General features: G+C 32.9%; 12 protein-coding genes. 6 read left to right on the top strand and 6 right to left on the bottom strand.

Going from position 1 to position 11,971, the window contains the following annotated elements; all coding sequences use genetic code 11:
- Position 1: 1 nt before the first annotated feature.
- Together RBR53_08660 and RBR53_08655 are read right to left on the bottom strand one after the other, a co-directional pair.
- Entirely contained in the window at positions 2 to 1,450 is a 1,449-nt protein-coding gene (locus tag RBR53_08660) for an acyl-CoA dehydratase activase (protein MDY0132726.1), read from the bottom strand.
- Positions 1,451 to 1,675: 225 nt separating this feature from the next.
- A complete protein-coding gene (locus RBR53_08655) occupies positions 1,676 to 2,680 on the bottom strand; it encodes an HDOD domain-containing protein (protein MDY0132725.1) in 1,005 nt (334 codons plus the stop codon).
- Positions 2,681 to 2,795: 115 nt separating this feature from the next.
- Here RBR53_08655 and RBR53_08650 point away from each other — a divergent pair, with 115 nt between their 5' ends.
- Positions 2,796 to 3,233 carry a PaaI family thioesterase gene (locus RBR53_08650; GenBank protein ID MDY0132724.1) on the top strand — a complete coding sequence of 146 codons (438 nt, stop codon included), beginning with the start codon at positions 2,796 to 2,798 and terminating at the stop codon, positions 3,231 to 3,233.
- Positions 3,234 to 3,262: 29 nt separating this feature from the next.
- Here the strand turns inward: RBR53_08650 and pyk are convergent, their stop codons facing one another.
- From pyk to RBR53_08630, 4 genes are all read right to left on the bottom strand, one after another.
- The gene (gene pyk / locus RBR53_08645; GenBank protein ID MDY0132723.1) at positions 3,263 to 4,663 is read right to left on the bottom strand and encodes a pyruvate kinase; all 1,401 of its coding nucleotides are present in this window, start codon (positions 4,661 to 4,663) and stop codon (positions 3,263 to 3,265) included.
- 110 nt (positions 4,664 to 4,773) lie between these two features.
- Positions 4,774 to 5,970, bottom strand: a complete 1,197-nt coding sequence (locus RBR53_08640) for a phosphoglycerate kinase (GenBank protein ID MDY0132722.1) — start codon at positions 5,968 to 5,970, stop codon at positions 4,774 to 4,776.
- A gap of 14 nt (positions 5,971 to 5,984) precedes the next feature.
- Positions 5,985 to 6,977: a type I glyceraldehyde-3-phosphate dehydrogenase gene (gene gap / locus RBR53_08635; protein MDY0132721.1), complete on the bottom strand. Its 993-nt coding sequence runs from the start codon at positions 6,975 to 6,977 to the stop codon at positions 5,985 to 5,987.
- Between the two features lie 253 nt (positions 6,978 to 7,230).
- Positions 7,231 to 8,511 carry a glycosyltransferase N-terminal domain-containing protein gene (locus RBR53_08630; GenBank protein MDY0132720.1) on the bottom strand — a complete coding sequence of 427 codons (1,281 nt, stop codon included), beginning with the start codon at positions 8,509 to 8,511 and terminating at the stop codon, positions 7,231 to 7,233.
- A 90-nt stretch (positions 8,512 to 8,601) separates the two neighbouring features.
- Between RBR53_08630 and RBR53_08625 the strand changes: the two genes are divergently transcribed.
- From RBR53_08625 to RBR53_08605, 5 genes are all read left to right on the top strand, one after another.
- The gene (locus tag RBR53_08625; GenBank protein MDY0132719.1) at positions 8,602 to 8,856 is read left to right on the top strand and encodes a hypothetical protein; all 255 of its coding nucleotides are present in this window, start codon (positions 8,602 to 8,604) and stop codon (positions 8,854 to 8,856) included.
- A 73-nt stretch (positions 8,857 to 8,929) separates the two neighbouring features.
- The gene (locus RBR53_08620; protein ID MDY0132718.1) at positions 8,930 to 9,226 is read left to right on the top strand and encodes a Trp family transcriptional regulator; all 297 of its coding nucleotides are present in this window, start codon (positions 8,930 to 8,932) and stop codon (positions 9,224 to 9,226) included.
- Positions 9,227 to 9,230: 4 nt separating this feature from the next.
- The gene (gene trpB / locus RBR53_08615; protein MDY0132717.1) at positions 9,231 to 10,463 is read left to right on the top strand and encodes a tryptophan synthase subunit beta; all 1,233 of its coding nucleotides are present in this window, start codon (positions 9,231 to 9,233) and stop codon (positions 10,461 to 10,463) included.
- A gap of 185 nt (positions 10,464 to 10,648) precedes the next feature.
- Positions 10,649 to 10,840 (top strand): hypothetical protein, encoded by a 192-nt coding sequence (locus tag RBR53_08610; GenBank protein ID MDY0132716.1) that lies wholly within the window; start codon positions 10,649 to 10,651, stop codon positions 10,838 to 10,840.
- A gap of 152 nt (positions 10,841 to 10,992) precedes the next feature.
- Entirely contained in the window at positions 10,993 to 11,967 is a 975-nt protein-coding gene (locus tag RBR53_08605; protein MDY0132715.1) for an AAA family ATPase, read from the top strand.
- Positions 11,968 to 11,971 lie beyond the last annotated feature (4 nt).

The raw sequence follows: 11,971 nt of genomic DNA, 5'->3' as shown, positions 1-11,971 counted from the left end.
ATCAACCTCCTAAATTGGCTTTAAGTTCAGTATTTGTTTCTTTTTCAATAAGTTTATAATAATCTTTGCAGGCATAAAGGGTTTCAATTATTTCATCTCCTAGATAAAGATGAACAAGATCGCAGATCATTTCCTTTTGGCAGTTTATTTGATTGGCCTTTGTGCATTCTACAAATTCTGAATTTATTTTGCAGATTGTATCTATTCCCCTGAATTTTCCTTGGTTGTTTTCAAGTTCTTCCTTTGCAAAAAGTGCCATTCCTATGGCTCCCATTACTTTGTGGTGAGGGGGGATTAAAAGTTCAACCTTTTCTCCTCTTGCTTCAAAAAGAAGATCCTCAAGAGCTTTTTTTACTCCTAAATTTGAAGCAACACCTCCCTGAAATGCAATTGGTGTTTTTATTGTTTTTTTGTTTATTCCAAGAGTTGAGTAAAAGTTCATGGCAAGGCTACTGTGAAGACCTGCAATAATATTTTCCTTGGTGTTGCCTTTTGCCTGTTCAGCAATCAAATCTCTTCCCACAAATACAGTGCACATACTTGAAAAAGAATAGGGTTTTTTTGCCTTAAGCCCTGTTTGGCCGAAGTTTTCAATGGGAATTCCAAGCCTGTCTGCCTGGGCATCTAAAAAAGCTCCTGTTCCTGCTCCGCATTTTTTGTTCATTCCAGCGTCTTCAAGTTCACCGTCTTCAATATACATTACTTTTGAATCCTGTCCCCCTATGTCAAAGATCACCTGGGTGTTAGGCAGCATATGAAGTGTGGCTTCAGCATGTGCATCAAGCTCTGTTTCATAAATATCGGCGTTTAAAAGAGATCCTGATATTTCATGGCCGCTTCCTGTAACTCCTGAACCAAGTATTTTTGTATTTACAGGAAGATTTTGTTTTAGCTCTGTAAAGGCTTTTTTGATTTGATTTATTATATCGCCTTCTGTGAGAGTGTATTGGGTTTGAAAAATAACTCCGCTTTCTTCTAAAAAAACTATATTGATTGATATTGAGCCTGCATCAAGACCTAAATACCCTTTAAGAGTTTCTTCCCATTTTCCATTTATTGAAGTGCAGGCATAAAGATCGCTGTTTTTTAGGAATAATTTAAAACTTTTTCTTTCAAGCTTTAAAATTTCAGATTCAAGCTCTTCAATCAGATTTTGGCTGTTTTTGTTTTTTAAATTTGTTTTTATCCATAAATCTGAATCATCTGTGTTTATTTCTATTTTTGAGCTGTCTTCTTTTTCCAAAATAACAAAATCTTTAGTTTCCAGTTTTTTATAGTTTTTATTTTCAAAGAATTTTATTATTTTCTCAGCTGATTCCCAGGCGTTTTTGAGCCTTTTCTCAGCTGTTTCCAGGAAAAGAAAAGGAATTCTAAAAAATATTTCTGATTTTTCCTTGGGTCTTTTTTTAAATATTTTTGTTTCATTTGATTTTATTAGCTTTTTGTCCATAACAGGCCTTATTCGTTTTTGTTGACTGACCATCAGCCAGCAGTTGGTTAATTAAAAATTTTTTGGATAGTGTTATAAGTAAAATAAATTTTAAAGATAATTTCTGGTTAACTGTGTTTACAATTCTTAAGATAAATTATTTTAAATTAGCAAGTTTTGTAATTGAGTCAAGATAAGTTTTAATATAAAAAAACTTTTTATTGAGAGCAAAAATCAGTGAAATTATCAAGAAATGAATGCTTGAAAGATTTCTTCTGTTGCTTTCATGGCTTCAGCTCTTATTATTTCAAGTTCTTCAGTGGTTAATTGTAAAATTTTAAAAGAATCAGGCTCAATAAGCTTGTTTGTGTTTATTGGAAAATCTGCCGGCATAGCCATTATATGGTTTGCTGTGTGGACTATAAAGGCAAGAAGGTCTTGCTCTGATTTTGAAGGTTCATGATGCCATCTTATCGCTTTAAGCTGGCTAGGGGGGATATTCCATTTTTTGAGGAATTCGTATCCGATTTCACAATGATCAAATCCAAAAATTTCTTTTTCTGCTATATAAACTTGGATACCTGAAGATACTTTTGAGACAAAGAGATCTTTTACCTTGATAAGATTTTCATCAAGAAGAAGTTTGCCTGAGTCATGAAGAATACCAGCGGAAAAAGCATCTGTACTTAAAGATGGGTTTGTTTTAAGGGCAATAAGCTTGGCTGCAAAGGCAACTCCTGTTGAATGGGTAAAAATTTCTTTGGAGCTGATTGAGTAGCCTTTAAGCTCTTTGCCAAGAAGTTTTGAAGTACTTGCCAGGGTTATCATTTGGAGCAATACATCTGAACCAAGAATTACACATGCCTGTTGAACGGAGTTTACCGGATTTATCAATGAATAATATGCTGAGTTTGCAATTTTAAGTATTCTTGCAGCCATGGCCTGATCTTTTTCAAGAACTTTTGCAAGGTCTTTGATATCAGTGTTTTCTTTTTCAATTATTTCTCTTGCTTTTGAAAGCACTTCAGGTATTGGGGGCAAGGTCTTTGATTTTTCAAGTAATCTTTGTTTTCTTTTTTCACAATCATTGGCAATTGAATCTTTTTTAGTTATGAGTTCTGAAACAATGTCGGTTTTTAGAGAAATCACCCCTTTGCACTTAAGGCATTTTATTTTTAAATTTGGGTTGGAAGGTATTTTATCTTCGGGTATATTATAAAGTTTGTGGCAATGGGGGCATTTAAGTTTCAAGAAAGACTCCCTAATTTTATTCTATAAAGATTTAAAAGCTTATTTTACTCAATATTTTTTATAAATTCCAGCAGTTTATTTCTAACTATTATAAAAGTTTGTTGGAGGCAACCAAATGAATAAAAAGAAGCATTTTAGAATGCTTGAATCAATGTATAAAAAGGCCCCGATAAATGAATTTTTCAATCCAGAAATATTTGTTAATGAGGGAAAAGCTGAAATTAAAATTAAAGTTGATAAAAAATTTTTTCACACAGGCAATTCTGTCCATGGAAGTGTTTTTTTCAAAATGCTTGATGATGGGGCTTATTTTGCTGCAAGCTCACTTGAATATAAACATTTTCTTGTTACAACCTCTTTTACAACCTATATGACAAGACCTGTTTCATCAGGTTTTTTAAAAGTTTACGGCAGGGTAGTGAATAAAAATAAGACCCAATATATTTCAGAAGCTGTTCTTTATGACAGCGATAACAATGAAATAGCCAGGGGAAACGGAATTTTTGTAAAATCAAAACTCTTGATTGAATCGGCTTTAAATCCTGAACTTTGAAAAATCAAATTAAGTTTTAATTTCTTTGTCTACAGGTTTTTCACTTTAAGCATATTTGTGGTTCCTGATACCCAGATAGGATGGCCTGCTGTAATTACAATTGTATCCCCTTTTTTTACAATTCCTGAGTCAATGGCTGCTTTAGCTCCTTGTTCAAGCATTTGATCTGTATCTTTTGGATTACCAAAAGGTTTAGGAATACATCCCCAGTAAAGGCATAGTTTTCTCATTGATTCTTTTAAGGGAGAAAGAGCAATTATCTTGCTTTCAGGTCGAAATCTTGAAATCTGGGCAGCTGTATTTCCAGAGCGGGTTGGAGCTACTATTGCAGCTGCTTTTGTAAAGTTTGAAAGAATACAGGCGGCATAGGGAACTGCTCTTGATGTTTCAGATTGGGGCTGAAGCTGGAATTTTGAATAAGGATAGTTTTGCTCTGCATTGTCAGCTATTTTTCTCATATATTTTACAGCTTCAACTGGATGATTCCCGCTTGCTGTTTCTTCAGAAAGCATAAGTGCATCTGTTCCGTCTAAAACTGCATTGGCAATATCTGTGGCTTCAGCTCTTGTGGGTCTTGGTGAATTTACCATTGAGCTTAGCATTTGAGTTGCAATAATAACAGGCTTTCCAGCCTGGACAGCCTTGGTCACAAGCATTTTTTGATAAAGAGGTACTTTTTCAAGGGGTACTTCAACTCCAAGATCTCCCCTTGCAACCATTATTGCGTCTGATTTATCAAGAATTTCATCAAAGTTTTCAATTGCTTCATGCTTTTCAATTTTTGCAATTACAGGAGTGTTTTTGCCTTTAGAGTTGATAATTTGCTTTATATCATCAATGTCTGCACCGTTTTTGACAAATGAAAGAGCAACAAAGTCAACCCCGATTAAAAGACCAAATTCAAGATCTTTTTTATCTTTAACAGTAAGTGCCGGAATATTGAGGCTGGTTCCGGGAAGGTTTATTCCTTTGTTTGAAGTTAAAATTCCTCCTGATTCAACAATACATTTTATCTCATTGCCTTTAATTTCCTTTACCCTGATTTCCATCAGTCCGTCAGCTAGTAAAATCAGCTCATTTATTTTTACTTCGGTTAAAATATTTTTATAAGAAACTGAAACCTTGTTTTCTTTTCCAATCATATCATCAATTGTAAGAATTAATTCATTGCCTGGTATAAGTTCAATTCCTTTTTCTTCAACTTTTCCGGTTCTGATTTTTGGCCCGCTTAAATCCTGAATAATAGCAATTGGCTTATCCAGCTCATCTGAAATTTGTCTAATAAGATCAAAGGTTTTTTTATGGGATTCATGACTTCCATGGGAAAAATTAAGCCTTGCTACATTCATTCCAGAGTTTATAAGTTCTTTTATTATTTCAGGGCTGTTGGTTGAAGGACCAATGGTACAGACAATTTTTGTTTTGTTCATCTAAACACTCCTGGATGAAGTAAAAAAGTTAACCTGATTTGTTTGTATAAACTTATTAAGTACAAACAAATCAGGATTTTATATTTCTGGATTAAACTTAAATTTCAGTTTTAAATATCTGACAATGCTTGAACCCCCGGGAGTTTTTTTCCTTCAAGAAATTCAAGGGAAGCTCCGCCTCCAGTTGAAACATGGGATACTTTTTCTGAAAGACCTGCTTTTTCAATGGCTGAAGCTGAATCACCGCCTCCGATTATTGTAATGCTTCCATTTGCTGAAGCATCTGCCACTGCTTTTGCAATTTGAAAAGTTCCTCTGGAAAGCTTTTCAATTTCAAAAACTCCCATTGGTCCGTTCCAAACTATGGTTTTTGATTTTTTTATTATTTTAGAAAATTCTTCAATAGTTTTTTGACCTATATCTACAGCCATCATTTCTTTTGGAATATGACTGCTATTAACATCTTTTATACTGCCTGCAATTCCCAAATCAAAATCAAGAGAATCTGTAATAACAAGATCTATTGGAAGAATGATTTTACCCTTGGATTTTGAAAGAAGTTTTTTTGCAAGGGAAACCTTGTCCTTTTCAATAAGGGATTTTCCTGTTTCAAAACCCTTGGCTTTAAGAAAAGTTGAGGCCATTCCTCCGCCTATTAAAAGATAATCAACTTTTGGAAGCAGGGAGTCTATTACATCTATTTTTCCTGAAATTTTTGCTCCGCCAATAATTGCAGTAAAAGGTCTTTGGGGATTTTCAAGGGATTTGCCAAGATAATCCATTTCTTTTTTGAGAAGATAACCAGAGGCTGCCTTGCTGATAAATTTTGTTATTCCCTCAGTAGAAGCATGAGCCCGGTGGGCAGTGCCAAAAGCATCATTAACATAAATATCAGCTAAAGATGCCAGTTCTTTGGCAAACTCTGGGTTGTTTTCTGTTTCGTCTTTTCTAAATCTTAAATTTTCCAAAACAAGAATTTCGCCGGGTTTTAGCTTTGAGATTTCATTTTTAACCTTTTGTCCTATGCAGTCGTCAACAAATTTGACTTTTTTATTTATGAGCTTTGAAAGATGAGCTGCAACCGGTTTAAGACTTAATTCAGGTACAATTTTTCCCTTAGGCCGCCCAAGATGGGAGATAAGTATAAGTGAAGCATTTTTACTCAACAAATAATTTATTGTAGGAAGTGCAGCTCTTATTCTTTTGTCGTTTGCAACTTTTAAATTTTTTAAGGGCACATTGAAATCAACCCTTAAAATTACCTTTTTATTATCAAGGTTAAGATCCTCAATAAAAAGTTTACCCATTTTAATCCTCGAAATTATTTAGAAATATGTTTTGCCATGTCAACAACCTTGTTTGCATAGCCCCATTCATTATCATACCAGGCAATAAGCTTTATAAAGTTATTGTTTAAGGCGATACCTGCTTCAGCATCAAAAATAGAAGTACAGGATTCTCCAGTAAAATCAGAAGATACCACCTGATCTTCAGTGTAAAGGATTATTCCTTTTAATTCATTTTCAGCTGCTTTTTTAACCGCTTTTTTGATTTCATCATAGGAAGCAGATTTTTCAATTCTGCATGTAAGGTCAATAACTGAAACATTTGCTGTGGGAACTCTGAAAGCCATTCCTGTAAGTTTGCCGTTAAGCTCGGGAATTACCTTTCCAACAGCTTTGGCAGCTCCTGTAGTTGCCGGGATAATATTTTGAATTGCAGATCTTCCGCTTCTCCATTTTTTAGGGGAAGGGCCGTCAACTGTTTTTTGTGTTGCTGTTGCAGAATGAACTGTGGTCATTAAGCCTTCAACAATTGTAAAATTATCATTAATTACTTTGGCAAGGGGAGCAAGGCAGTTTGTTGTGCATGAAGCATTGGAAACTATAGTTTCACCATTGTATTTTTCCTGGTTTACTCCCATGACAAACATTGGAGTATCATCTTTTGAAGGAGCAGACATTACCACCTTTTTTGCCCCTGCTTTTATGTGTGCCTCAGCTTTTTCTTTGGTAAGAAAAAGTCCTGTTGATTCAATAATTACTTCTGCTCCAGCTTCATTCCATCTAAGGTTTTCAGGGTTTTTCTCGTTGGTGATTCTGACTTTTTTACCATTTACAACAAGATAATTCCCTTCAATTTCAATGGTTCCCTTAAACCTTCCATGAACTGTGTCATATTTTAAAAGATAGGCAAGATAGTCAATTTCTATAAGGTCGTTTATAGCTGTAACTTCAACCTCTTTTTTTTCAATGGCTGCCCTGAATGCAAGCCTTCCAATTCTTCCAAAACCATTTATTCCTATTTTAACCATGATATCTCCTGATAGTTTAAAAATTTAACATTGGTTGCCTTATATCATATAGATAAAATTAAAACTGCCAGTTTTTTTTAAATTTTTTAACCTTGAAAAATTTAAAAAAATCAAGCTCTGACTTAAAAGATAAGCCTTTGTTTTTTTAGGCTGATATACGATAAATGAAATAACTCTAAAGTTGATTTAGCTGCTGGAAAAAGTTAGTTTTAGAATTTGGGATGAATTTAATGAAATTTTTCAATCAATCCTTTCAGGACAGATATCCAAGGATTCCTTTTGCCTGTTTTAATCCAGCTCCTCTGTTTTTTTTCACTACTTGAAAAGCGTTTTGGCCTGATATTTTTCTTAATTCATTATTTTCTAAAAGTTTTTTTATCACCTCATTTATGTTTGATTCTGAAACTTCAAACCCTCCTTTTTCATTTAAAAGAATTTTTGAGATTTCTTTAAAATCGTCCATATGCTTGCCAAAGATTACCGGTTTTTCAAGAGCTGCTGGTTCAAGAATGTTTTGTCCTCCAAAATTTAAAAGGCTTCCCCCTACAAAAACCAGGTCAGCAATCGAATATATTTTTTTAAGTTCTCCCATTGTATCAATGATAATTGATTCGTATGGTTTATCAGTGTTTTCTGTTCTTAACCCAAAGCTTAAATTGTTTTTTAAAAAAACATTTTTAACTTCATCAAGCCTTGTAAGATGTCTTGGAACTAGAACAAGCTTAAGATTTTTAAATTCATTTTTTAATTTTTTAAAAACAGGGATTAAAATTTCCTCTTCACCTTCCCTTGTACTTCCGCAAACAAATATAAGGTCAGTTTTTTTGAAGCCAAAAAAGTTTTTATAGGTTGTTTTTGTTTTTTCATACTGGGATTTGTCAATTTTGAAGTCATATTTTGCATTTCCTGTTACTATAATTTTTTCTTTTTTGCATGAAAGCTTAATCAGGTTTTTTTCATCCTGAAATGAACTGGCATAAAATTTATCAACAAGATTAATTATATATTTTGAAAAATCTTTTGTCTTAGAATAATTTTTTAAGGAAGAATTTGATATTCTGGCATTTGTAACAATTATAGGAATTTTATTTTTGTTTGCCTGATAAATAAGATTTGGCCAAAGTTCAGTTTCAATTATACATAAAAGGTCGGGTTTTATAATTTCAAAGGTTTTTTTTACATTAAAGTAGGAATCTAATGGAGAATAAGAAATGTCTGCAATTGAAGCAAAATTTGAAGATGCAATTTCATACCCTGAGTCTGTCATTATTGAAATATGAAAGCTTAAGTTTTTTTTTAAATTAAGCATTTCTTTAATAACAATTTCACAAACTCCGACCTCTCCAACAGAAGAAGCATAAAACCATATTTTTTTTTTGGATGATTTGGATGAAACTATATTTTTATGGCTTCTTTTGAAAATAAATGATGAGTATTTGTTTTTGTAAAAAAAATTTAAAAATTGGGAAATCAAAATTAAGATTTCACCAATAAAAGATGAAAAGAATTTGTATTGAGAATAGGTGATTTTCATATAAGTCCTGTTTTTAAAAAATATTTTAAATTAATACAAACTTTTTTTTATTACTGCAACCTAAACTAAAATTTTAAAAGGGAATTAAAAATGAGTTTTTTTGAGATTTTAATGCTGCTTTGCTTTGGGAGTGCCTGGCCTGCAAGTATTTATAAATCATATACCTCAGGGAATAATTCAGGTAAAAGTCTTGCCTTTATGCTGATTGTTTTAACAGGATATGTTTCTGGGGTATTTCACAAAATTTTTTTTCATTATGACAATGTAATCTGGCTTTATGTTTTTAATTCAATTCTTGTATCAATTGATGTTGGACTTTATTTTAGGAACTCTTTAAAAAGTTGATTTGAAAAGGTTTTTTTCTTGACAAAAGAAAGCCCTTATGTTTCTTTACGCAGAAACAGTTTTAGAGGAAAAAATGAGTAAAAGAACAATAGATGAAAAAGCGTTTGAAGAACTTGCTGAAGTTTTTTGTCAAATAAATGACAAAAATGAAATGAAGGTTTTTATTGAAGAAATATTAACCGGAAAAGAATGTTTTGATCTTGTGATGAGGTGGAAACTTCTTAAGGCTATTTATAAAGGACAAACTCAAAGAAAGATTGCACAAAACTATAAAATTTCATTGTGCAGGATTACCAGAGGTTCAAAAATTTTGAAAAAAAAAGACTCGGTTGTGAAAAATATTTTGGATAATTTTAATTTTGAGGATTAATTGGATGAATAAAAAAATTTTAAACTATGAAATGCCCGATAAATCAGGTTTTTTTGGAGACTACGGAGGATGTTTTCTTCCTCCGGATCTTCAAAAATTAATGAATGAAATAAATGATGAGTATATTGAACTGATTAAAGACAAGTCTTTTCAAGACGAACTTTCTCTTCTTTATAAAACTTTTGTGGGAAGACCAAGTCCAGTTTATTTTGCAAAAACTCTTTCCAAAAAACTGGGTGGAGCAGATATTTATCTAAAAAGGGAAGACCTTAATCATACAGGAGCACATAAAATAAACCATTGCCTTGGTGAGGCTCTTTTAGCCAAAAAAATGGGCAAAAAAAAGTTGATTGCAGAAACAGGAGCAGGGCAGCATGGAGTTGCTATAGCAACGGCTGCTGTTGTGGTTGGTCTTGAATGCGATGTTTATATGGGTGTTGTTGATATAAGAAAAGAATACCCCAATGTTGTAAGAATGAAGATTTTAGGTGCAAATGTAATTCCTGTAAAAAGAGGAACTCAAACACTTAAAGACGCTGTAGATGCAGCTTTTGAAGCATATATCAAAGATCCTGTTACACAATTTTATGCAATAGGCTCTGTACTTGGGCCCCATCCTTTTCCAACAATGGTGAGGGATTTTCAGCAGATAGTTGGATATGAAGCAAGAGAGCAGGTTATGGAAGTTACCGGCAAACTTCCCGACGCCATTGTAGCCTGTGTTGGGGGAGGCTCAAATGCAATTGGGCTTTTTACAGCTTTTCTTGAAGATGAAAATGTTTCAATTTATGGAGTTGAACCTGCTGGAATAGGACTTGAACCGGGAAATCATGCTGCGACTTTGACACTTGGAACCCCAGGAGTTCTTCATGGATTTAAATCCTATCTTCTTCAGGATACAAAAGGAAATCCCCTTAGAGTTTATTCTGTTGCCAGCGGGCTTGATTATCCAGGGGTTGGACCCCAGCATTCTCTTTTAAAAGATATTAAAAGGGTTAATTATGTAACAATAACTGATAAAGAAGCAATTGATGCTCTTTTTGAGCTTTCAAGAACTGAAGGAATAATTCCTGCAATTGAAAGCAGTCATGCTGTTGCCTATGCAGCAAAGCTTGCTTTAAAGTTTGGTAAAGGAAAGTCTATTCTTGTTAATCTTTCCGGAAGAGGGGACAAGGATATTGATTTTGTAGTTGAGACTTACGGACAAAATTATGGAATTAAAAAAGATCAGGATTAAAAAGAAAACACAGTTTTTACTGAAATTTAAGGCTTTTTAAGATTTAAAATCAATTTTAGATTTGACATTATTTTTAAATACGATAAAAATCTTTAATAGTGTCTGATTTGTTTTATAATTAAAGACTATCAATTTAATACTAAATTGAGTTTAAATAAATTTAATAAAATACAAGGAGAACGAAGATGGATTTTTTGCCTTTTAAGCCTACTATTCTAAATGCAATTATCTGGCTTGCAATTGTTTTGATTTTTATTGGTGTTTCTAAAGGAATTGGCGGAGCCGGATTTAATTATTTTCTTGGTGGTATCCTTTTAGGATTCCCTACCTATTATGCAAATATTCTTATTGTTGAAGGTTTTAATCCCAAGCATTAATTTTACTTGTTTTCTTTTTTATTAAGCCGCACTTTTCTTTTTTGTGCGGCTTTTTTTATTTCTTGAAATTCTTATTTAAATTGTTATTTTCTAATTTGCATAAAACAAAGATTTTCTAAGAGAACAATTTAACAATAAGGTTTTTTATTTTTATGGATGAAATAAATGAAAAAATAGCTGAAGTTACTGAAGTTATAGAAAATATAAGAAAAGAAATAAAAAAACAGCTTGTAGGTCAGGAAAAACTGACAAACGGGCTTTTAACAGCTTTAATAACAAAACAGCATATTCTTCTTGAGGGAGTGCCAGGCCTTGCAAAAACAAGTTCTGTAAATTCTCTTTCAAAGACTGTAAATCTTGGTTTTAAGCGAATTCAGTTTACCCCTGATTTATTGCCTGCTGATATTGTTGGAACAGAAATTTATTTACCTAAAACAGGTGATTTTACAGTTAAAAAAGGCCCTGTTTTTAACAATATAATCCTTGCTGATGAAATAAATCGGGCTCCTTCCAAGGTTCAGTCCGCACTTTTAGAGGCAATGCAGGAAAAACAGGTTACCATAGGAGATAAAACCTATTTTCTTCCCAAGCCATTTTTAGTTCTTGCCACCCAAAATCCCATTGAACAGGAAGGAACTTATCCTTTACCTGAAGCTCAGGTTGACAGGTTCATGTTGAAATTAAAAGTTGATTATCCAAGTAAAGAGGAAGAAAAACTTATTTTAGAGAAAATGATTTTTTCAAAACATGAAAAAATAAATTCTGTTGCCCAGCCCGATGAAATTGAAAAAATGTCAGATTTGGTGTTTGAAATATACATGGATGATAAGCTTAAAGACTATATTGTGGATCTTGTTTTGGCTTCAAGAAATCCCCAGGACTATAATCTTAATATTAAAGAATATATAAGATTTGGAGCGTCACCCAGGGCTACTATGTTTCTTGCTCTTGCAGCAAAGGCAAAGGCTTTACTTGATAAAAGATCCTATGTGATTCCAGGGGATATAAAAGAGGCCTCCCATGATGTATTAAGGCATAGAATCCTTTTATCCTATGAAGCAGAAGCTGAAGATACCACTCCTGAAGAAATAATTGATGAAATTTTAAATAAAATAAGTGTTCCTTAGATTT

This window comes from Desulforegulaceae bacterium (assembly GCA_034006035.1).
In the GTDB taxonomy this organism is placed as follows: Bacteria; Desulfobacterota; Desulfobacteria; order Desulfobacterales; family JACKCP01; genus JACKCP01.
The sequence above is the reverse complement of the archived record's forward strand: the minus strand, read 5'-3'. Positions and strand labels throughout refer to the sequence as shown.